The organism is Mucilaginibacter endophyticus (assembly GCF_003351025.1).
GTDB lineage: Bacteria > Bacteroidota > Bacteroidia > Sphingobacteriales > Sphingobacteriaceae > Mucilaginibacter > Mucilaginibacter endophyticus.
Map to the genome: position 1 here is coordinate 418683 of NZ_QPCG01000003.1, position 22687 is coordinate 441369.

16 protein-coding genes are annotated in these 22687 nt (G+C 43.7%); 6 read left to right on the plus strand and 10 right to left on the minus strand.

Going from position 1 to position 22687, the window contains the following annotated elements; translation table 11 throughout:
- Nucleotides 1-52: 52 nt before the first annotated feature.
- The 4 genes from DUL71_RS14930 to mnmE all read right to left on the minus strand — a co-directional run bounded on the left by DUL71_RS14930 (nt 53) and on the right by mnmE (nt 8696).
- Nucleotides 53-1705 carry a RagB/SusD family nutrient uptake outer membrane protein gene (locus DUL71_RS14930; RefSeq protein ID WP_114938863.1) on the minus strand — a complete coding sequence of 551 codons (1653 nt, stop codon included), beginning with the start codon at nt 1703-1705 and terminating at the stop codon, nt 53-55.
- An 11-nt stretch (nt 1706-1716) separates the two neighbouring features.
- Nucleotides 1717-4815: a SusC/RagA family TonB-linked outer membrane protein gene (locus DUL71_RS14935; RefSeq protein ID WP_114938864.1), complete on the minus strand. Its 3099-nt coding sequence runs from the start codon at nt 4813-4815 to the stop codon at nt 1717-1719.
- A gap of 450 nt (nt 4816-5265) precedes the next feature.
- Nucleotides 5266-6921: a tetratricopeptide repeat protein gene (locus DUL71_RS14940; protein ID WP_114938865.1), complete on the minus strand. Its 1656-nt coding sequence runs from the start codon at nt 6919-6921 to the stop codon at nt 5266-5268.
- 395 nt (nt 6922-7316) lie between these two features.
- Nucleotides 7317-8696 carry a tRNA uridine-5-carboxymethylaminomethyl(34) synthesis GTPase MnmE gene (gene mnmE, locus DUL71_RS14945; protein WP_244228767.1) on the minus strand — a complete coding sequence of 460 codons (1380 nt, stop codon included), beginning with the start codon at nt 8694-8696 and terminating at the stop codon, nt 7317-7319.
- A gap of 185 nt (nt 8697-8881) precedes the next feature.
- On the opposite strand from mnmE, the gene DUL71_RS14950 reads away from it, so the two are divergent.
- A complete protein-coding gene (locus DUL71_RS14950) occupies nt 8882-9940 on the plus strand; it encodes a nucleoid-associated protein (protein ID WP_114938867.1) in 1059 nt (352 codons plus the stop codon).
- Nucleotides 9941-10019: 79 nt separating this feature from the next.
- On the plus strand, nt 10020-10313 hold the full coding sequence (locus DUL71_RS14955) for a hypothetical protein (RefSeq protein WP_114938868.1): 294 nt from the start codon (nt 10020-10022) through the stop codon (nt 10311-10313).
- 12 nt (nt 10314-10325) lie between these two features.
- Here DUL71_RS14955 and DUL71_RS14960 read toward each other — a convergent pair whose 3' ends face one another.
- The 3 genes from DUL71_RS14960 to proS form a co-directional block, all read right to left on the minus strand.
- Nucleotides 10326-11117, minus strand: coding sequence for a TIGR02757 family protein (locus DUL71_RS14960; protein ID WP_114938869.1), 792 nt, complete (start codon nt 11115-11117; stop codon nt 10326-10328).
- Between the two features lie 82 nt (nt 11118-11199).
- Nucleotides 11200-12339, minus strand: a complete 1140-nt coding sequence (locus DUL71_RS14965; RefSeq protein WP_114938870.1) for a cystathionine gamma-synthase — start codon at nt 12337-12339, stop codon at nt 11200-11202.
- Between the two features lie 142 nt (nt 12340-12481).
- Complete coding sequence (gene proS, locus DUL71_RS14970) at nt 12482-13954, minus strand: proline--tRNA ligase (RefSeq protein WP_112569240.1); 1473 nt, start codon at nt 13952-13954, stop codon at nt 12482-12484.
- A 100-nt stretch (nt 13955-14054) separates the two neighbouring features.
- On the opposite strand from proS, the gene DUL71_RS14975 reads away from it, so the two are divergent.
- The 3 genes from DUL71_RS14975 to DUL71_RS14990 all read left to right on the plus strand — a co-directional run bounded on the left by DUL71_RS14975 (nt 14055) and on the right by DUL71_RS14990 (nt 18583).
- Nucleotides 14055-15005: a hypothetical protein gene (locus DUL71_RS14975; protein ID WP_154402405.1), complete on the plus strand. Its 951-nt coding sequence runs from the start codon at nt 14055-14057 to the stop codon at nt 15003-15005.
- Between the two features lie 33 nt (nt 15006-15038).
- Nucleotides 15039-16520 (plus strand): OmpP1/FadL family transporter, encoded by a 1482-nt coding sequence (locus tag DUL71_RS14980; protein ID WP_114938872.1) that lies wholly within the window; start codon nt 15039-15041, stop codon nt 16518-16520.
- Nucleotides 16521-16798: 278 nt separating this feature from the next.
- Complete coding sequence (locus tag DUL71_RS14990) at nt 16799-18583, plus strand: DUF885 domain-containing protein (protein WP_114938874.1); 1785 nt, start codon at nt 16799-16801, stop codon at nt 18581-18583.
- Nucleotides 18584-18869: 286 nt separating this feature from the next.
- Here the strand turns inward: DUL71_RS14990 and DUL71_RS14995 are convergent, their stop codons facing one another.
- From DUL71_RS14995 to kduI, 3 genes are all read right to left on the minus strand, one after another.
- Nucleotides 18870-19649: a hypothetical protein gene (locus tag DUL71_RS14995; RefSeq protein WP_114938875.1), complete on the minus strand. Its 780-nt coding sequence runs from the start codon at nt 19647-19649 to the stop codon at nt 18870-18872.
- Between the two features lie 466 nt (nt 19650-20115).
- Nucleotides 20116-20931, minus strand: a complete 816-nt coding sequence (locus tag DUL71_RS15000; RefSeq protein ID WP_114938876.1) for an SDR family oxidoreductase — start codon at nt 20929-20931, stop codon at nt 20116-20118.
- 31 nt (nt 20932-20962) lie between these two features.
- On the minus strand, nt 20963-21793 hold the full coding sequence (gene kduI, locus DUL71_RS15005; RefSeq protein ID WP_114938877.1) for a 5-dehydro-4-deoxy-D-glucuronate isomerase: 831 nt from the start codon (nt 21791-21793) through the stop codon (nt 20963-20965).
- 266 nt (nt 21794-22059) lie between these two features.
- On the opposite strand from kduI, the gene DUL71_RS15010 reads away from it, so the two are divergent.
- On the plus strand, nt 22060-22674 hold the full coding sequence (locus DUL71_RS15010; protein ID WP_114938878.1) for a NanQ anomerase/TabA/YiaL family protein: 615 nt from the start codon (nt 22060-22062) through the stop codon (nt 22672-22674).
- Nucleotides 22675-22687: the final 13 nt, after the last annotated feature.

Here is a 22687-nt window from a genome sequence, read left to right on the forward strand (position 1 = left end):
AAAGTAAGAAAAAAAGGCAGCTACGCTGCTGCCTTTTTTTGCATTGTTTATTTTAATTGTAGTTAGGGTTTTGTTTAATATTAGGATTGATCTGAATCTCTTTACGAGGGATCGGGTAATAATAAAAACTTGGCACCCAGGTACGTTTTTGTATCGTGGTTACTTTATAAGTGAACGATGTATTTGCCGGTGATGTTGGCGTAATGGTAATACCCAGCGCGTCTTTCGAGCCTATTTCGGCCATGCCCCACCTCCTGATATCAAAGAAACGGTGCCCTTCAAAACATAGCTCAATCCGGCGTTCGTGACGGATGGCGTCTGTTAGTGCCGCGCCAGTAGCATTAACGATTGGCATGCCGGCCCTCACCCTGATTTTGTTCAGATAATTCAAAGCCTCGCTGCTGTTGCCAAGTGCGGCTTCAGCCTCGGCATAATTCAGATAGATCTCGCCCAAACGGAAAGCCACCCACTGGCAGGCGCTATAAGGCTGCACATTAAAATCATAGCTTTCATCAACCATCTTCCTGATTGTATAACCTGTTTTTGAAGCGTTCCATGGAGATAATGAGCTTGTTTTTGAATCAAGGCCGCCCTCATAAAACTGCGCACTGCGCTTCTGAAAAGGCGCTGCATTATACAGGATATCCGCATAAAAACGGGGCTCCCTGTTTTGATAAGGGTTAGTGCCGTTTGCAGTCCAGCTAAAGTGGCTACCATCGGCCATGTCAAAATCCTCAACCATTTGCTCCAGTACGTTGTACGCGCTGTAGCCGTTGTAACCGTTGGGGCTCAGGTCGCGGTAAAGGGTGTTGTAGCGGTCTTCCTGTACCTGGGCGTTGAATACCCGCGAAAAGATCACTTCGCTATTAAAGAAATCGGTAAATATGGTGTTATAGGTTGTCGCGTTTCCGTGTAAAGAATAAACGTTCAGGTCAATCACCGCCTTTGCCGCGTCCGCAGCAGCCTGCCAGCGGCTTACGTCATTACCGGTGTTAAAAGTTGGACTGGCAGCATACAACAACAAACGGGATTTAAGGGCAAGCGCAGCGCCAAGCGTAGCTTTACCATAATCGCTGCTGTTGGTATATGTTTTAGGCAATATTGCCGCGGCGGCAGCTATCTCGGTCAGAATAAAATCGCGTGTCTGATCATAAGTAGCTCTCGATTCCGTAAAAGTATTATCGTTAGCGGTATATACTTTGGTAATCAGCGGAACGCCGCCAAAACGCTTCAACAACTCAAAATAACAGAGCGCTCTCAGAAAGTGCACCTCTCCTTTCATATTGTTCAGCTGTGCACCATGCCCAACGCTATCGGCCATGCCTACATTTTGAAAAAACAGGTTTGTTTTCTGAATGGTGCTGTACAGCGTTGTCCAGTAGTTAAGGGTTGAGCTGTAATTTAAAGGGAACGAACTTGACTGGTTATCAGGCGTAGCCTGGCCCATGATATAGGTATTTTCATTACACCAGTTAAAATTACTGTACAATTCGTCTGTTTGTGATCCCCAGCCAAAGCCGCCGTCTTTAAAGGCAAATACCGATTCTTTATAGATCTGGTTAACAAACACCTGTATCAGCGAGGGGTCCTTCCAAACGTTGTTGGTTGTGAAGGAGCTGGTAGGCTGCAGATCGATTACCTTTTTACAGGAAAAACCCATAATCAGCAGCAGTAGTAAACTAAAAGTTATATATATCTTTTTCATCACTCAATTCATTAAAATGTAACGTTTACGCCCAAATTGATGATCCTTTGTTGCGGGTAGATCCTGCCATCGTTAACAGTACCTGTAGCGCTCTCAGGATCAAATGAAGGCCCGAACTTATCAAACGAAAACAGGTTGTTCCCACTTACAAATACCCTTGCACCTTTTACCTTGATCTTGCTCAGCAGCTCTTTTGAAAAACTGTAACCCAGTTCAACATTTTTGAGGCGAAGAAAAGAATCATTACGCAGCCAGAAAGTTGAGGGATAAGCATTGGAACCGAACGTACGACTGGTTGGGCCGTTGAACGTGCGAGGGTAAGTGCTATCGCCCTCTTTTAGCCAGCGGCCGTCAAAAAACTCTTCGGCCATATTTAAGCCATTAGGTTTCAGGATAGCTTGTGCCCTTGCCTGTCCCTGGAAAAACACGGTAAAATCAAAGTTTTTGTACCGGCCCCCAAGCGTCAAACCGTAAAGGATCTGCGGCGTGTTTGATAAGGTGTTCCTTACTTTATCAAGGTCATTGATAACACCATCGTGATTTACGTCTTTATACCTGATATCGCCCACGCCTGTACCTACCGGATGCGGATAAGCGTTAAGCTCGGCAGTATTCTGAAAAATACCATCGGCCTGGTATAAAAGCCATGAATCAATCGAATGACCGGTAACGCGCTGGTAATCGGGCACATTGGCCGGCTCGGCACCATAAACCACTTTGTTAACTGCGTAGGTAAGGTTTCCGTTGATGTTGAAAGAAAAATCGTTACCGAGTTTCTTGCTGTAGCCCAAATCAAGCTCGATACCTTTGTTATCAACTTTACCCAGGTTCACATCCGGCAAAGTCAAACCGGTGTAATCAGGTACCGACGCACTTGGCGGAACCAGGATATTTCTGCGCGATGAACGAAACGCGTCGACACTTACCGAAAAAGCATGAAACAACTGCGCGTCAAAACCGATGTTGGTAGTAGTGGCAACCTCCCAGGTTATGTTGGCATTAGGTGTTGGGCCTAAAATAAAGCCTGGGGCCTGTGCAGCATTTGGCCCGTAGTAGTAACCGGCACCAAGATATTGTGAAATCTGGCCGGCCTGTAATCCGTAAGTTTGGAGATACTGAAACGCGGCCACAGCATCGTTACCTGTTTTACCCCATGACCCTCTCAGCTTCAGGTCATCGATAACTGACGAATGAAAAAATGGTTCCTGAGAGATACGCCAAGCAGCCGAAACTGATGGGAAGAAACCGAAACGTTTACCGGCTGGGAAGTTTGGCGAGCCATCATAACGCATATTATAATCAAGCAGGTACCTGTCGTCATAATTGTAAGAGAGCCTGCTGATGAAGTTTTGGCGGGCAAACTGGGTAGTTGCCGAGTTATTGGTTTGTCCTTCTGTACTGCCTGCAAATAGTTCCTGCACGTTATTACTCAGGAAACCGGTGCGGTAAGCATCCAACTCGGTATAAGTTTGTTGCTGCTGCTCGTAAGCCACAAAAGCCTCAATCCCATGTTTACCAAATTTACGCTCATAACCAAGTTTGATGTTGGTTAACCGGCTTTTGGTTTGATAGTTACTTATAGAAAGATTTGGTGGCACAGTAGAGATATACTCATCATAGTTAGTGGTGATTTTGTTGTAGCTGTAAGCCGGCGGTGGCATAGCATTAAAGCCTTTGTACGCCCTGCTGTTAACATCATAAGCAAAATAGCCATCCAAATGCAAGCCCGGGGTAACTTTAGGCAAAGCCCAGCTAAATGATGTTTTGGTTTGCAAAAAGTCGTAGGTATTATGGGTATAACCTAAATCCTGGTTCAGGATGTAAACCATACTGGTAGCCGGACCGCCACCGATACCAACGCCAACTTTACCATTTGGATAAACAGGTGTAAGGTAAGGATAGGCATTCCACAACTGCTGAAAAATGCCATTGGCGTCATACCCTGGCGCTTCGCCATTTTTAAATTCGCTCCGGTACATCACATCTACACCAATTTTAAAGTTGTCGGTAGCGGCAATGTCGATGTTGGCGCGGGCGTTGTCGTTTTTATAATAATCGGCACCGCTGTTATAAATACTGTTTTGGTAAAGGTGCTGGCCCGAAATATAATATTTCACTTTGTCCGAACCGCCTCTTAACGTAAGGGTATTATTGGTTTGTGTTGCCCATTTACGCATTACAGCATCCCACCAATTGGTATTCGGATGGCCAAGCGGATCAGAGCCATCCTTATATTTCTGAATGTCATCGGCAGTATATTCATGCTGCTGGCCAACCAGATCGTCATATTCATTGGCCGCCTGTGCGTACTGCCATGAACTTAACATTTTAGGCACCCGGGTAGGCTGGGTTATAGAAAAATTAGAGGTAAACGATAAAGACGCTTTACCCGCAGTACCCCTCTTGGTGGTGATCAGGATTACACCGTTTGCGGCCCTTGCACCATAAATGGCACCCGAGGCGTCTTTCAATACCGTAAAAGATTCTATGTCGGCAGGATCTAAACGGTTAAAGCCACGGTCGGGAATACCATCAATTACCACCAACGGACTGGTGTTACCTAATGTTCCTTTACCACGTACCAGAATACTGGCATCATCCGCACCTGGTTCACCACTGCGGGTGTTAACGATGAGGCCGGGTACCGCGCCCGCCAAGGTATTGGACACGTTAGCAACCGGCGATTTTTCCAGTTCGGTACCTTTAATGGTACTAACCGCGCCGGTAAGGTTTGCTTTTTTCCTGCTTCCGTAACCTATAACTACAACCTCGCCAAGACTACCAGCATTTTTATCAGGTGCCAGGGCTACGTCGCCATTCCAGTCTTTAGTAACGGTAACTATCTTTTTAGTGTAGCCAACAAATGAAAACGAAAGCTTTGCATTGGCGTCGGGAACGTTGATCTTATAAAAGCCGTTTTGGTCGGTACTGGTGCCCAGGCCTGTGCCCTCCAGTAAAATGCTCACTCCCGGCAGGGCCTGACCATGTTCGTCGGTAACATGGCCGGTGATACTTCTTTTTTGTTGGGCAAAACCGTGCTGATAACAAAGCAGCATGATACAGCACAGCAAATACATGCCCAGTTTTTTAGGTGGTACTTTTTTTTTCATAATGGTTTTTAATTTGAATAATTGGTTATTCTGTTCTGGTCTATTCTTTAATAAAGGTAGTAACAAAAATGATACGTCCAAACATTTTTATTTTTTTTGGTGAAGATTTATTGGGAAAGGGAAGATTGGCGGAGGAACAAGGGATTACTACTTACGGTAGGTGTCCGGCTGAATAATAGATTGCTGAAAGTATCGAATAGGAAATCCGTAATTATTAAGCTGGATTAGAGTAGTTGAGGGCAACCGTTTTTTAATTAAGTCAAACCCGTTAATGATGTTCCTGTTAAGAACTACGTGGTAAAAAACAGCCGAACCTCCAAATAGTAAGCACGTGGTTGAATAATCCCGATCGGGAAGGTTTGACAATTAAGCAAGGAGCGTCTATTATGATAAAACAAATTTCATATGCTCACACTGTAAAACAGAAGATAAATCAGAATGATAAATTATTTAGGTAAGCTTATTTAATGCTGCCTTTAATTCTAAAAAATATTGTTGCGAGCGTATCAAATCTTCGTTGTTAGCTGGCAAGACTTTCTCCCAAATATTTATTGCTCTTTGCATAAATTCATAACAATTTTTGAGATCGCCTAAGTATGAATATGTGATAGCTGTATTATAGTATGCCTTGCCTAAATCCGGATCAGTGGGGGCTAAAACCATCTGGCTAATCTTTAACCCTTTAAAATGATAAATCAATGCCTCCGATGGCATTCCAGCGGCAGTATATTTATTTGCCAAGGTATCATAGGCAGCTCCCAATAAGGGATCATCTGCCATTAATCCTTTCTCTTTAATATCCAATGCATTTTTATAATAGATTATTGCTTCTAAAAAATCACCACTTTCTTCGTAAAAATTGGCAATGATATTATTTTTTAACAACGCTTTCTTGTAATATTCTGCTGCCTGGGTGTAATCACCCGATTTATGAAAAAGATTTGCCAGTGAAGTATATAGTCTGGGCAATTCTTCATTCATTGTATCTGACTTAGCCTCTTCCCTTGCCACCTCTTTTTTATATTTTTCCAACTGACTTTGTTCGTCATACGATAAACCAGAATTAGTATTTTCGGATGCAGATTTTGATGAAAAAAAATCCTTAACAGGAACTTCTTTTGAAGCCCCTGTTACAGGGTTAATAATAAATATAGAGCCGGGATCGACAGAATCCACATCTGGTTGCTTGCGGAAAATTCTTTTCACTTTTGCATAAAGCCCACTTATAAGCATATAAATAAACATTAATGGAAAAAGAACAACATACATAAATATATTCCCGATGATACTTTTCCACCAGGGTTCCTTGTAGTTACGTAAATCTTTAAGATAACCCGCTTTTAATCTTGATATAGCACTATTACGATCTTTTTCAAAGAAAAACCGCATGACTGTATTGCATACCTTATCAAAATAAATAGCATCAAAAAAAGCCTGTTCCCGTTTTTCAGCTGGAATTTTAGCGCAACTGTCCCAAAACTGAAGTTCTACACGAAAAAATTCACGTGCCAGAATTAAGCATAATATTGTTGTAGCGGAAGGCTTATTTTCTTCCCAGGCCCCATGATCTTCTTCATACAAAAACAACGCTGAAGGATCTTTACGGTGTATATTTCTGAGAGACACATTAAATGCCGGGAGATCGTTCGTGATCAAAGGAATCTTTCGGCCCCAATGTCCAGTAGAAAATGTATTCATCTCCCACTTAACCCAATCTCCTTCAAGAGCTTCATCGCTACCCATTATTATTAAAACACTCGACTGATGCAATTCTTGTTGAAGCGAAATTTTTAGTTGCTCGTCATCCATGGAAGATAATTCCGGCACTTCTCCTGCAAAGTAAACCCGGTACCCCAGCTGAACCAATTCGCCCCAAAGTGCATGTGCATAAACTGCAGATATTTTATGCCGGTAGGAAATAAAATAGTCATATATCGTACGATCCTGTGATGCTTTGACCTCAGGTGGGGGCAATTCCAGAAACTGGATATCCGGATATAGGCACATTAAGTGAAAGAAATTCGATAAATAAAAAACAACATGGTTGTTCATATTTAACGGATTCTTTGTAGCACCAGGCACCAGGCGCTGTAGCGTAGTGGCCATAATATTGCAGGTTTGTAGTAAAAATACAAAAAGCCAGGCAACAATTATATGTCAAATATTGAGACGGAAAAATTCAATCGTCATAACTCTTAAACACATTAAATTACTTTGCACAAGAAGTTGTCTACAAGGACATTACAACACAAATATCAGAAATCAAGAACAAATAATAGCTACCATTGATAAGAAAGTACGGTATAATTGTTTTTGGGGTAGTTAAATCCTCCACGCCCCGAACGGAGTAGAGAATTTAAACGGATAGATTATAGGTCGTTGCTTCCTACTTCCAACATTCACCTTTCTTCTTTGCCAAATTATACCATCGCTGTGCAGACGATTTTGGATGAGTAAAAGGGAAAAATGAAGGTTGCTTTTAACAACAAATGACTTGTTAGTTACTTTCCGATACAAAACTTACTAAATATATTCTCCAATAAATCATCAGTCGTAACAACCCCTGTAATCTCGCCCAGATAATGAAGCGCTTGCTTAATATCCATCGACAGAAAATCAGAAGTAATACTACCATCAATCCCACCTAACACACGTACCAGGGCTTCCTCAGTTTTTTGCAACGCTTCAAGGTGACGGATGTTGGTTACCAATGTTTCATCACCACTTAATTGATCTTTCACTGCCGACGAATAAATCTTGTGTTTAAGCTCATCGATATGCCGCTTTTCTTTGGCCGAGATGATGATCGCCCTATCGGTGTGTGGCAAAGCTGATAATTGCTCGGGGTTAAGCAAATCGGCTTTATTGGCTACTACCAGCATAGTAATCCCTGGATTTTGCAAGCTTTCTATATCCTTGTTCAGTTCTTCTATGGTGATCTCCGCGGCGTCAAACACATAAATCAACAGGGCCGACTGGCTGATCTTCTCCATAGTGCGCTGTACGCCTATCTGTTCAATGGCATCTGTGGCTTCGCGGATTCCGGCAGTGTCTATCAGCCTGAAATTAATGCCCTGAATGTTCAGTACTTCCTCAATAGTATCCCTTGTAGTTCCGGGAATATGACTTACTATGGCACGCTCTTCATTAAGGAGCGCGTTCAACAGCGTTGATTTACCGGCATTCGGTCTGCCGGCTATTACTGTATTTACACCGTTTTTAATAGCATTCCCCAATTCGAATGAATTGATAAGCCGGCCTACGATCTTGGTAATTTCATGGATCAGATTTTTCAACTGATCGCGGTTGGCAAACTCTACATCTTCTTCGGCAAAATCAAGCTCTAGTTCTATTAGCGACGCAAAGTTTACCAATTGCTCACGCAGGGCCTGCAGTTGGGTACTAAAACCTCCGCGGAGTTGCTGCAAGGCTACTTGCTGCGAAGCTTTAGAGTTTGAAGCTATCAAATCGGCTACCGCTTCGGCCTGGCTCAAATCAAGCTGACCATTTAGGAATGCCCTTAGGGTAAATTCGCCGGGCTTGGCCGATCTTGCACCTTTTTTGATGAACAGCTTAATAATACTTTCAACAATATATCCCGAAGCATGGCAGGATATCTCCACCACGTTTTCGCGGGTGTATGACCGCGGACCAACAAACAATGATACCAGCACCTCGTCCAAAATCAGGTCGCCATCTGTAATACTACCAAAATGGATAGTATGTGATGTCTGTTTGCTCAAGTCTTTACCCTTAAACACGCTATTGGCAATGCTTATGGCATCAGAGCCCGAAAGGCGGATCACTGCTATGGCACCCACCCCATTCGGCGTGGCAAGGGCAACTATGGTATCGGTATTATCTGTCATTGAATTATTCATTTGGTCATTGAGTCATTTAAGTCATTGGTATGCCAAGTCGTTCGTAAAATGATCTCAGGGGCAAAAGTAAAACAAAATAACATGAACCATAAAGGATCCTGCTATGTACTACTTTCCAATGACTTAATGACGCGTAAGCAAATGACATGATGACTTGACAAAAAACCTTACCTTCGCAGGCAATTATGGTAACTTTTTTTGAAGCTTCGCTCGAGACTATTTCGGTACATCATGTTGGTAATCAGTCGCAGGAAGAGATGTATGCGCTTTCCGAACAACCTTTGGAATTAAAGGATGATGTAATCCCCAATCTGCTTATGCAATACTTTCTGAAACCTTTTGAAAAGGCCAACGAAGTTTATCACCTGATGCATAGCAGCGGCGATCTGCTACTGAACGAGCTTCATCACTTTGCCACACAGGTGTTTGATGATAACACAAAATTCCATGAGGCATCTGAGAAAATAGCGAAGCATTTATATAAAGTTACTAACCACCCCAACATTAAAGGCGGCGAACTTTATGTGGTTTACTTCAACAAAGTACAAATTGAAGGCAATCCATTAAATGCCATCGGTATTTTCAAATCAGAAAATAAGGAAACCTATCTTAAGGTTTACCCAGATAAAGGTGGTTTCCAGGTTGATTACGAGCAAGACGCCATCAACATCAATAAACTGGATAAGGGTGTACTGATTTTCAATATCGAAAAAGAGAACGGCTATAAAGTAGTAGTGGTTGATAAAACCAACACAGGGCAGGAAGCAGCCCGATTCTGGAAGGATGATTTTCTACAGCTCAAAATTCGTAACGACAGCTTTAACCAAACCAACAATACGCTTGGCATTTACAAAAACTTTATCACCGAAAAAATCGACGAAGAATTTGAGATGAGTAAAGCCGATAAAATCGACCTGCTCAACCGCTCTATGAAGTATTTTAAGGAGAAGGAAACTTTTGATATGGAGGAGTTTTCAAACGAAGTGATAGGTAACGAGCAGGCTATCGAATCGTTCAAAAACTTTAAAAACCAGTATGAGGAGGAGTTTGACAGCCCTATTGCCGATAATTTCATCATTTCAGAAAACGCGGTAAAAAAACAGGCCCGTGTTTATAAAAGTGTGCTCAAGCTTGATAAAAACTTCCACATCTATATCCATGGTGATAAGGAACTGATTGAGAAAGGTTTTGACGATGGCCGCGCTATGAACTATTATAAGGTTTATTTTAAGGAAGAGGCATAATTGCAAAAATAGCAGATGATGGGTAAACCTTTGTTTTTAGCGATAGTCATACCTGCATCACGAAAATAAACTTAATCACATGTCTGTATTAAAAAATTCTTTCTTAGCCCTATTCATTTTGCTGACTCTTTCTGGCTGCAGCACAACGCATTACGCCATTGGCACGAGCGAAAGTGACTTCAAAAAATCCGAAAAACGCAATTATCAGTTAGTTGAAGAAACTTCACAACATGCAGTTTACAGACAAATAGCAGCTGCAGATGCACAATTGAAACCGTTATCATATTATTACTATTATTTCAATAACGGAATATTGGTGCGGACGCAATTGGTCGAGGTTCCCAAACAGGATGTTGTATTACTAAGCAAATAATGTTAGGGCGTTTTAAAACTGCACGCCCCAACGTTCCTCAATCCCTAACCCAAACAAAGCGAAATCATACTTAACCGGATCATTAGGATCAAACTCGCGGAGCCTTTCAGTTAGTTCCACGGCGGTTTGCCAGTCGGTTTGTTTACGGTTGATGAGATTGAGTTTACGCGATACCCTGTCTACATGCAAATCAAGCGGACAGATTAAGTCGGCAGGTTTAAAGCGGTTCCAGATGCCGAAATCAACACCGCTATCGTCCTTACGCACCATCCAGCGCAAAAACATATTTAGCCGCTTGCAGGTAGATTTTTGCGAAGGTGATGACACATGCTTTTTAGTACGATGCGGAAAATCGGGTAAAGAAAAAAAATACGAACGGAAACTATTAAGCGCATGCTCAACAGCTAACCCATGCTCCCCCTTCAGGGGGCCGGGGGGCAAAAACGCATCTTCCAACGACTCAAACCGTTCATAATGATACCTGAAAAAAGCTATAAAATAAAGCGTATCCACATCGTTAAACGTGCGGTGCTTAAAGTTTAAGAGTTTTTTCAGATCAGGCTCTTCATGATTGATAATGAAATCATAAGGCGCTCCATCCATTAAGGCGATGAGTTCCTTACATTTTTTGATGATGGTAACCCGTTGTCCCCAAGCCAGGGTAGCCGCCCAAAAGCCCATGATCTCTATATCCTGCTTCTGGCTAAACATATGCGGAATAGTTACCGGATCGTTCTCAATAAATTCAGGGCGATTGTACTGGGCAACTTTAGCGTCGAGGAAGGCTTTGAGGTTTTCTGTCATTTATATAGTGAGTGGTTGATTAGGTTGATTAGGTGAGTGGTTAAAGCCAACTACTCACCTAATCAACCATTCACTTCATCAACTAAGCGAGAGCCTGTTTAATATCCTCTAACAAATCCTCAATATCCTCTACCCCTACGCTCAGGCGCAGCAGGTTGTCAACTACTCCGGCTTTTTCACGCTCGGCTTTAGGGATTGAGCCGTGGGTCATGCTTACCGGGTGATTAATCAATGATTCAACACCACCCAATGACTCGGCCAGTGAAAACACTTTAAATGATGACGCGATGCGGAAAGTTTCCTGCAGATCAGCATCTTTCAATACAATGGAGATCATGCCGCCAAAATCACGCATTTGTTTTTTGGCGATGTCATGATTAGGGTGATCGGTAAAGCCCGGCCAGTAGATCTTTTCAACTTTAGGGTGATCTTTCAAAAACTCGGCTATTTGCCTGCCATTCTCACAATGTGCTTTCATGCGCAGGTGCAGGGTTTTGATACCACGCAGCACCAGGAAGCTGTCCATAGGTCCCGGAGTGGCGCCACAAGCATTATAAATAAACCAAAGTCTTTTGTAAAGTTCTTCGTCATTAAGCATCAATGCGCCCATTACCACATCGCTGTGGCCACCTATGTATTTGGTTACGGAATGCATTACAATATCTGCCCCCATATCTATCGGATTTTGCAGATACGGCGAAGCAAAGGTATTGTCCACCACAAAAAGCAAATTCTTCTCCTTTGTGATCTTACCGATGGCTTCTACATCCACAATGCGCATAGTTGGATTGGTAGGTGTTTCTATCCAAACCAACTTGGTTTTATCATTTACATGAGCGCGAACAATTTCCGGATCAGACAGATCCAAAAAATGGAATTTAACTCCGTAGTTAGCAAATATTTTAGTGAAAATACGATATGAACCTCCGTACAGGTCGTTTCCGGTAATCACCTCATCACCCGGAGCAAGCAATTTCATTACAGCATCAGTAGCACCCATACCGCTCGAAAAAGCCAAACCAAACTTCGCGTTTTCCAAAGCAGCCAAACAATCTTCCAGCGCCTTACGGGTCGGGTTGGTACCACGTGAGTACTCATAACCCTTATTATCCCCCGGCGATTTCTGCCAGTAGGTAGATGTCTGGTATATCGGCGTCATGATAGCGCCGGTAGTTGGATCGGGCTCCTGCCCTGCATGTATTGCTTTAGTTGCGAATTTCATAAGCCCCCCAGCCCCCTAAAGGGGGTGTTTGGAATGCGTTTCAATCCCTACAATGAAACCTGTTTACATTAATTATATCCTTTAGGGATGGATACATAAATTAGCCCTCTACTCCAGCACTCCCCCTTTAGGGGGCCGGGGGCTAATACGCCCTTGCAAAAAGAACCCTCTGCGTAGAAGGCTTACCTGTAAAAATACATTTACCTTCCTCCTGCTTGTTATTCAAAGGTATGCAACGAATTGTCGCCTTAGTTTCCTCTTTTATTTTTTGTTCGGTTTCAGATGTGCCATCCCAATGGGCGCTGATAAATCCAGGCTCTTCGTCAAGTACACGTTTAAACTCTTCCCAGGTGTCAACCTCTTTGGTATTCCCGGCACGAAAATCGAAAGCTTTTTTGTAGATATTTTGTTGAATCTCCTCAAGCAGGTTTTCGATAACCTGCGCAAGGCCTTCCTGGTTAACGGTTTCTTTAGTCTTGGTATCACGGCGGGCCAGTTCAACAGTACCGTTCTGCATGTCACGGCTGCCAATGGCTACACGCAGCGGCACGCCTTTCAGTTCGTACTCGGCAAATTTAGCGCCTGGACGATGGGTATCGCGGTTGTCAAACTTAACCGAAATGCCTTTTGCCTTAAGCTCCTTGCTCAACGCTGCTACATAAGCCGAAATATTGTCAAGCTCTTCCTGGTGTTTATAGATAGGCACTACCACAACTTTTATCGGGGCAATTTTTGGAGGCAATACCAAACCGGCATCATCACTATGTGCCATGATCAGCGCACCTATCAAACGGGTTGAAACACCCCATGAAGTAGCCCAAACGTAATCAAGCTTATTTTCTTTATTGGTGAACTTTACATCAAAAGCTTTGGCAAAGTTTTGTCCTAAAAAGTGTGATGTACCAGCCTGTAAAGCTTTACCATCCTGCATTAATGCCTCAATACAATAGGTATCCAATGCTCCGGCAAAACGCTCGTTAGCTGTTTTACGGCCTTTTACTACCGGTAACGCCATCCAGTTTTCAGCAAAATCGGCATATACATCCAGCATTTGCTCGGTTTCGGCAATTGCTTCTTCTGCTGTCGCGTGTGCAGTGTGGCCTTCCTGCCATAAAAACTCGCTGGTACGTAAGAACAAACGGGTACGCATTTCCCAGCGCATTACGTTTGCCCACTGGTTAACCAGGATAGGCAAGTCGCGGTATGATTGGATCCAGCCTTTATAGGTGTTCCAGATAATAGTTTCTGATGTTGGGCGGATGATCAGCTCTTCTTCAAGTTTGGCTTCCTCATCCACAATAATATTCCCCTCGCCATCATTTTTGAGGCGATAATGGGTTACAACGGCGCATTCCTTTGCAAAACCGTCAACATGGCTGGCTTCTTTACTAAAAAAAGACTTGGGTATTAAAAGCGGGAAATAAGCATTGCTGTGCCCGGTTTCTTTAAACATTTCGTCAAGCACCGCCTGGATCTTTTCCCATATCGAATAACCGTACGGTTTAATGATCATACAGCCCCTAACCGGCGAATATTCGGCCATGTCAGATTTAATTACTAAGTCGTTAAACCATTGCGAATAATCTTCGTCTTTACTAATAACACCTTTGCTCATATTGATTGGATAGAATTTGGACTTCTGTAATTGTTGTATATTGCTGCCAAATTTATAAATTTAAAACTTATTTGACCTTGCACTTTTTACTTACCTGCATATGAAACGGAACATCGCGATAGGAATGTTTATTATCGGTGCCATGGCGCTGAGTTCCTGCTCTACAACCAAGCTTGCATCAACCCAAAGTAATGACGACGTTTATTTTTCTGACGCACGAGCAGGCGATGAACCTGTTTATGCACAGCAGCCAGCCTACAACCAAACTCCGGCTGCCCAGGATGGCTACAGCGATGACGACGATGACTACTTTTATTACGATGATTATGCTACACGCATAAACCGTTTCAGTTATTTTTCTCCTTTTGGCTATTACGACGACTTTTACTCAGCATATAACAACTACCCTTACTATAACTACGGATTAGGCTATGGTGGCTTAGGCTATTATGGCGGTCCTGGCTATTACAGCGGCTGGGATTTAGGCTATGGCTACGGAGGCTATGGTTACGGCTGGGGCCTTGGATACGGTTATGGTGGCTTAGGCTTAGGCTACGGATATGGATACGGTGGCTGGGGACACGGCTATTACGGCGGTGGTGGTTACGGATACGGCGGTGGCTATGGCGGTTATTACGGAGGCGGTTATGCTTCATCCGGCACAGCAAGGCCTTACCGTGGCAATGGCAATCCGTTTGCAGGTAGCGGAGGTCGCCCTGTTAGCAGTGCTGTTTCGGGCATAGGCTATGTTCCCGGAGGCCGCAACCGACCTCTTGGCAGCCGCACAAATACTTACAGTACATATAGTACAGGTAGCAACGGAAGTAACAGCTATAATAATAACACGGGCACCCGTTATGCACGTCCGGCCCGTACAGATGCGGCTCCTACGCGTGACTCGCAACCTGTTTACAGGCAACCACAGGTTGAGCGCGCATCGCAGCCTCAACCATCATATACACCGGCATCGTCAAGCTCAAGCGGAGGCGGCAGTTCACGCAGCACCGGCAGCAGCAGCGGAGGAGGCGGCGGCAGACCATCAAGACCATAAACCTAAATCTTATATCTCTTTTACCTGAATTTTATGAAAATCAAGTATTTACTAAGCGTAATTGCTATAGTAGCAATTACTAAAGATAGCTTTGCGCAATACTCACAGGATGCCATCAGGTTTTCAACCTTTCAAACCGGGTCAACATCACGCATTAAAGCTATTGGCAACGCAGGTACAGCTATAGGCGGCGATCTGAGTTCGATAAGCGGTAACCCTGCAGGTTTGGGCTTTTTCACCCACTCGGAAGTGAGCCTTACGCCCGAGTATGATAACTCAAAAATAAACTCAAGCTTTTTTGGGCAGGCTGGCAGCGCAAACCGCAACGATGTAAACATGAGCAATGCCGCTATAGTGTTATATCAGCAGCTTAATACCACACACAAGGATAAAAGCAAAGGCTGGCTAAGTATTAACTACGGCGCAGGCTATAGCCGTACCAACAATTTTTATGAAAACGTTGCATACGGCGGTACCAATCAAACAAGTTCTATTTCTGATTACTACGCCGGCATAGCCAAACGCGAGGTATCTCAATACGGCAGTGTTAACCCTAATGGACTTGATGGCTGGGCTTATGATCATGTATTGATTGATAACTTTGGCCCGGCTACCGATCCAAATTCTTATTCAAGTACAGTAAACGTTCCGGTAAGGCAATTGGCGGGTATCACCCGCACCGGTGGTCAGTCGGAATTTAACCTGTCATTCGGTGCCAATTACAGCAATAAACTTTATGTAGGTTTAGGCCTGGCTATTACCGATATCAGGTACAACTCAAACAGCGCGTTCACCGAAAATGGTAACGCTGTTATCACGAATGGCGGTGCCCCTACCGATTTTTCATCAACCTTTTTGCAAAGTCAGGCAACTAAAGGTTCGGGCTTTAACGCCAAATTGGGTATCATTTACAAACCGGTGCAAGCTGTACGCTTAGGTTTCGTATTTACTTCGCCAACCTTTTACAACATCGACGACTCTTATACTGAAGGACTTCAAACCCAATACACTGGGGGAAGCAGCTACAGGAACGTATCTGAACCATACCAGCTGAGTTATAACCTGCGCACACCGTTAAAATTAGCGGGCGGTGCCTCCGTTTTCATCGGTAAATACGGTTTTATAAGCGGCGATGTTGAATATATTGATTATACCACTACACACCTGAGCAGCAACGATAGCTATACTGCTGATGGCGATAACAGCGATATCAAATCACTTTACCGTTCAACAGTAAACCTGCACGTAGGTGCCGAAATTAACGTAAACAGCCTGGTTTATTTACGCGGCGGGTACAGCCAGCAGGGCAACCCAATGAAAGATCTGGGTAGCGATATTAAAACTGTTAGCGGTGGTATAGGCGTGCACTTTGGCGCTTACTTTATTGATGCTACCTACGCAAGGGTAACCGGCAAACAAACCCTGTTCCCTTATGATGTTGGAGCAACCAGCCCTTTCGCCGATTTGAAAAAAACTAATAATAACGCGTTCCTTACTTTAGGATACCGCTTTTAGACCGTTAATATTTTTGATTGATTACGCTGATTGCGTTGATCTGTTCAGCCTCCCTTTTTATGAAAAAAGGGAGGCTATTTTTTTATCAAGAATTCAACATTGCGCTATTGTTAGTGACAACACCAACGACGGCGAAAAATCAACTATCAAAAAACATCTGCGAAATCAACGTAATCAAAAAAGTCAACGGTCAAAATGTGCCATTATCAGCCAAATCAACGCAATCAAAAAAATCAACGGTCAAATAACTAACTTGCCATTCAAAATTTAAATTGACTATGAATAAAAACCTACTTAAAAGCGCGGGCATGCTGATGCTATTGACTGGTATCGGTATTAATGCCGGAGCCCAGCAATCGGCCGAAACCAAAGCCTGGGTAGCCAAATCAAACGAGTATACTAAGATCATCATTGATCTGGATAAAAAATATTCGCCCGAATACGGATCATCACAGGGCTTGGCCGAATACGACAGCGACATTGCAGTACCAACCCTGCAAAATATTATGGCCGAACGTAAGGATGAGGAGGCCGTCGTAGCCAAACTTACCGAAGCCCTTAAAACCGAGAAAAATACTTTTATCCAGCAGGATATCAATATCATCATTACCCATCTTAAACTGGGTTTCCGTCAGCAGGATTTTGAGCTGAGCCGCCAGGTACCTTTTCTTAATGCATCATCAACCATCTACAGTGGTTTGGAAACCTTGCTTGATGATCAAACACCAGAAGGCCGCCGACAGGCAGCTGTAATGCGCATCCGTAAATATGCCGGACTGGAAAAAGGATATAAACCTTTAGCCACTATTTACATGGAGCGCGTTCAGCACCAGATGGCAGGTAAAAACATGATCTATCCGTCAAAGCAACGTATGGAAACCGATCTGTCGCGCAACGCCAGCATCGTAAGCGGTATTGCAGAGCTTTGCACCAAATACAAAGTAACCGGCTGGGAACAACCTTATGCTACGCTTAAAAAGCAACTGGAAGATTATGATAAATGGGTAAAAGCAAACGTACTGGTAAAGGCCCGTACAGATTTCCGCCTGCCACCTGAAGAATATGCCATGAATTTAGAATCCTACGGCATTGACATCCATCCGGCCAAGGTAGCCGAAATGGCACATGCCCTGTTCAATGAGCTTCAGAATGAAATGAAACCCATTGCCGAGCAGATTGCTAAAAAACGTAACCTGCCGTCAAACGATTATCGTGCGGTAATCCGTGAATTAAAAAAAGAGCAAATCCACGGTGATTCTATTATCCCATTATACGAACAGCATTTAAAGGATATTGAAGGTATTATCCGTGAGCATCAGCTGGTAACCTTGCCAAACCGTCCGGCTATTATCCGCTTAGCTTCAGCCGCCGAAACCGCGCAGGGGCCTGCCCCGCATATGGTGCCGCCGCCGTTCCTGAACAATACCGGCCAGCGTGGTGTATTTGTACTCCCTCTAAACATGCCTGCATCACCCGGCGAAAAAGCCACCGACAAATACGACGACTTTACATTTGACGCCGCCTCATGGACCATCATAGCCCATGAAGCCCGCCCTGGTCACGAACTTCAGTTTGATAAAATGGTGGAAGAAGGTGTATCACAAGCCCGTGCGCTGTATGCCTTTAACTCAACTAACGTTGAGGGCTGGGGCTTATACTCTGAATACATCACCCGCCCTTATATGCCATTAGAAGGTCAACTGGTATCGTTAGATTATCGTCTGCTCAGGGCAGCCCGCGCTTTCCTCGACCCCGAATTACAAGCCGGCAAAATAACCCAGCAGCAGGCACTTGATGTGCTGATGAACGATGTTGTACAATCGCGCGCGTTTGCCCGTCAGGAAGTTGAACGTTATACCATTAACGCCCCCGGTCAGGCTAACAGCTATTTTTATGGATTTACCAAAATGATTGCCCTGCGTAAAGATACCGAAGCCGCTTTGGGCAACAAATTCAACGCCTTGCATTTCCATGATTTTATCCTGTCGCAGGGTATCCTGCCTCCGGCCTTGATCCGCGAAGCAGTTATGAATGATTTTGTTCCGAAAGAGAAAGCTTTGTAAGCATATTTCAGGAAGGAGACACACGCAGAGCCTCAGGGTCCTCTCCGAGAGACCCTGAGGGAACATGAAAAGCTTTGTAAGCGTATTCCTATTTCTACAAACAAGAAAGCCGGGGAGTTAAACTATCCGGCTTTCTTGTTTTATTAGTCGATGTCATTTCGAAACGAGGAACGAGTGAGAAATCTTATACGCCCAGCTCATCCTATCCGATCAGCAGGGCGTACAAGATTTCTCCTTCGCCCCAAAGCGCTTTCCTCCCCTGCTCTCTCGAAATGACAATTCTTTTTTACTTCTTCGCCTGTTTCAGCAGCCATTGCGCTACATCATTTGCAGCCTTGTCATTCTCGTATCCGGCGGGTAATCTTCCGTTCACATATTCATTGTACAACCAGGGGTCGCCAACGGCTATTACGGTTCCTTTACCGTATTTAGCGGATGCGATCATAGTTGCTCCTTCTTTGTTTTTAAGTACCGATACAGCGGTGCCGCTTAAGCCTATTGAACAGGCATCCTTCATGAAAACTTTGGTCGCGGTTTTTAAAACCGGGTTATTTTTAACATAAATAGCGCCATCTTCAAAGTGCGCGTCATCAATTACGTGGTTTTGCAAATCATTATTAAAATGCATCCCGAACTTAGCGGCAAGGTTATTAAAATGCGGCAGTTCTACGTTAACGCTATCATTAGCCATCATCAATAACACGCCACCCTTTTTAACCCAGGCTGCAATCTGCTCAATATCATTTCCCTGGATATAGTTAGGGTTCGGGCTTTCCTTTTTGGTATCCGGGTCAACGATGATATAAACCGACGATCCCTTCAGGTTTTCCAAGGTTGGCGCAACGCCAAGTGTATCCAGCTTAGCCCCGCGACTTGTAAAAGCTTCACCAAAAATCTTGAAACCGTTGTTATCCGTTTCATCCCATAGGTAATGAAAACGCTCAGGTTGGCCATTAGCACCTTTGTGTACCTCGTGGTTAAAATAATAATCGAGGGTTACGGTTTGGGCGTTTGCGACAAAACCTGCAAGGGTGAGTAATGTAATGAGTGATGATTTGAGTTTCATTGTAGGTTTATTATTTGGTTAGCTTTCGGTAGGCGTTATTAACTTTTATTATCTGTTTTTCCATGTGTTCAACTTTTAAAGTGTAAACACCCTCACTTATTTCAAAAACAAAACACCACTGATAATCAACAAGTTGAATTTTATAAAAACAGTTACTTTAGCAAAATCGAACACATTAATATTGATAATCAACAAGTTGTATTTTAGCAGAGTAAAAAATTGAACACCCGTTTTTCAAAAATTGAACACTCATTTCCGGATGCAATTTTGCAGCTTGTGGCCAGCATTATTACAACAACTATTCCGATGATTTATAATTCCCTCCCTCGGGAGGGGTGCGGCTGGATGTGTGATGGCAGGGAGGGGTTTATTCGCTTTGCTAAATGTTTTACATAGCAACGAAACCCCTCCCTACACCCTCCCAGGGGAGGGAATCGCACAGGCCTCTCTTTATTCTTTTTTTTAATTACACCCCTCCAAAAATCGAGAACCCGCCGTCAACGCAGATCATCGAGCCGGTTACAAATGCCGAGGCATCGCTCAGCAACCATACCAGGGCGCCTTTCAGCTCATCGGCCTGGCCAAAGCGTTTAAATGGTGTTTGTTTGATCACCAGTTCGCCGCGTTGGGTATAACCTCCCTCGGGCTTGGTTAGCAGGTTACGGTTTTGTTCGGTAAGGAAAAAACCTGGGGCCAATGCGTTCATCCTGATCTTGTCGCCATGACGGTTAGCCAGCTCGACAGCAAACCATTGGTTATAGCAATCAACCGCGGCTTTGCCCATATTGTAGCCCAAAACTTTAGTAATGGCCCTTTTGCTGTTCATGGATGATATATTAACAATGCTGCCTTTACCTGTTTGGGCAATGGCTTCGCCAAAAACCTGCGTAGGGATCAGTGTTCCCCAAAGGTTCAGGTCCATTACTTTTTTCATCCCTTCGATATTCATTTTAAAAATATCCTCGTCGGGCTGCAAAACACCTTCGGGCATGTTACCACCGGCTCCATTTACCAGGCCATCTATCCTGCCAAAAGCTGCCAGCAATTTATCTTTAGCCGCTACCAGTTCGGCCTCATTCATCACATCAGCTACCAGGGCAATAGCTTTACCACCTGCCTGGTTTATCGCGTTAGCACGCTCTTCTGCTACTTCAGCATTACGACCCAGGATACCTACGGCACCTCCGGCTTCAACAATGCCATCAATAAACGCTTTTCCTAATATGCCTGTTCCGCCGGTAACTACTATTACTTTACCGGCTAATGAAAATTGATTATCCACTTAAATTATATTTTTCGGGTTGATTGTATGATTATTTCAGATCTGTTATCGCGATGGCATCCATATCGGTATAATCCAGGTTTTCGCCTGCCATACCCCAAATAAAGCTATAATTTGATGTACCACTGCCCGAGTGAATACTCCATGGCGGCGATACCACTGCATCGTAGTTATCCATGGTGATATGCCTGGTTTCCTGTCCCTCACCCATGTAATGGAAAATCTTTTGTCCTGCAGGTACATCGAAATAAAAATAAGCCTCCATACGGCGGTCATGCACGTGTGCAGGCATGGTGTTCCAAACACTGCCCTCGTGCAGTATGGTTAAGCCCATCACCAGCTGGCAGCTTCTTACACCTTCCAGGTGGATGTATTTATTAATGGTACGCTTGTTTGCCGTAGCTATTGAGCCCAGTTCAACTTTAACAGCATCGGCATGGGTAAGCTGCGTTGTAGGGTAAACCGCATGGGCCGGTGATGATAACAAATAAAATACAGCAGGAGCCGAGGCATCCTTGCTTTCAAAAGTTACGCTCTTAGTCCCTTTGCCAATGTACAGGCAATCCAGCTTGTTCATTTCAAAGGCTTGTCCGTCGGCTGTTATTACGCCGGCACCGGCTACATTGATGATGCCTATCTCGCGGCGCTCTAAAAAGTATTCGGCACGCAGGTTTGGGTAGTTTGGCAATTCGAGTGTTTTATTCACCGGGTTGGCCATGCCTACAATCATCCTGTCGTAATGGGTATAGGTGCAATTGATCTGATCTGGCTGTACCTGTTTATCTATCAAAAATCGTTCACGTATGGTAGTGGTATCGTAGCTTTTAAAATCCGATGGGTGGACGCTGTGTATTGTTTTCAAAGCAAATGTTGTTTTAGAAAGACATTGGTTAATAACTACAATTCTACAACGTTAAAAAGTATTAAAAAAGGTATCCATGCCTTATTTTCACTCAAACGTTATAGTTTATCTGCCGTACCTTAGCGCTAATAAAAATCAAACTATAACGTTAAAGTAAATATTTAACGGTTAGTATATTGTTTTATTTATTTAAGCTTGTATAATTGAATGCCTTAACCGGACTTGTTGCCGCGCTACCAATTCAATAACCGATAAATAAAAAAACTATGAAACATTTAACAACTTATAAATATATCATGTTGCTAATACTTTTTTCGCTTACAGCTGCAGGTGCTTCGGCTCAACAGCAGGACATTACGGCAAAAAGCGCCAAAACCTGGGTTAAAAGCCGCGTTTGGGCTAATGGCCTTAAACTTAAGTTAAACTCATCAACAAATGATGTGGAGTTTGCCAAGCAATACGCTGCCAACAAAGCCGCATGGGATAAAGCGTTTGAATTTCTTCGCGAACGCAACCTCGAAACTATAGAACCAGGCAAATACACCATTGATGGTGATAACGTTTATGCCATGATCACCGAAGGCCCGTCAAAAGAACCTGAGCAGGCAGCATGGGAATCGCACCAGAACTATATCGACGTGCAGTACGTGATCAAAGGCAAAGAAAAAATCGGCGTTGCCCCTATTGAAAGCCTTACCGTTACCAAACTTTACGATGCTGAAAAAGATTTTGCCAACTACAGCGGCGAAGGCAAATATTACACCGCTACTCCCGATGAGTTTTTCCTGTTTTTCCCAAGTGATGGTCACAGGCCTAATATGAAGGTTAACGGCTATGATAAGGTGAAGAAACTGGTTATTAAGGTTAGGGAGATAAAGTAAATTTCCCGTTTGT

Coding starts and splice junctions, on each gene's coding strand:
- DUL71_RS14930 (WP_114938863.1), bottom strand. CDS start 1,705: ATGAAAAAGATATATATAACTTTTAGTTTACTACTGCTGCTGATTATG.
- DUL71_RS14935 (WP_114938864.1), bottom strand. CDS start 4,815: ATGAAAAAAAAAGTACCACCTAAAAAACTGGGCATGTATTTGCTGTGC.
- DUL71_RS14940 (WP_114938865.1), bottom strand. CDS start 6,921: ATGGCCACTACGCTACAGCGCCTGGTGCCTGGTGCTACAAAGAATCCG.
- mnmE (WP_244228767.1), bottom strand. CDS start 8,696: ATGAATAATTCAATGACAGATAATACCGATACCATAGTTGCCCTTGCC.
- DUL71_RS14950 (WP_114938867.1), top strand. CDS start 8,882: ATGGTAACTTTTTTTGAAGCTTCGCTCGAGACTATTTCGGTACATCAT.
- DUL71_RS14955 (WP_114938868.1), top strand. CDS start 10,020: ATGTCTGTATTAAAAAATTCTTTCTTAGCCCTATTCATTTTGCTGACT.
- DUL71_RS14960 (WP_114938869.1), bottom strand. CDS start 11,117: ATGACAGAAAACCTCAAAGCCTTCCTCGACGCTAAAGTTGCCCAGTAC.
- DUL71_RS14965 (WP_114938870.1), bottom strand. CDS start 12,339: ATGAAATTCGCAACTAAAGCAATACATGCAGGGCAGGAGCCCGATCCA.
- proS (WP_112569240.1), bottom strand. CDS start 13,954: ATGAGCAAAGGTGTTATTAGTAAAGACGAAGATTATTCGCAATGGTTT.
- DUL71_RS14975 (WP_154402405.1), top strand. CDS start 14,055: ATGAAACGGAACATCGCGATAGGAATGTTTATTATCGGTGCCATGGCG.
- DUL71_RS14980 (WP_114938872.1), top strand. CDS start 15,039: ATGAAAATCAAGTATTTACTAAGCGTAATTGCTATAGTAGCAATTACT.
- DUL71_RS14990 (WP_114938874.1), top strand. CDS start 16,799: ATGAATAAAAACCTACTTAAAAGCGCGGGCATGCTGATGCTATTGACT.
- DUL71_RS14995 (WP_114938875.1), bottom strand. CDS start 19,649: ATGAAACTCAAATCATCACTCATTACATTACTCACCCTTGCAGGTTTT.
- DUL71_RS15010 (WP_114938878.1), top strand. CDS start 22,060: ATGAAACATTTAACAACTTATAAATATATCATGTTGCTAATACTTTTT.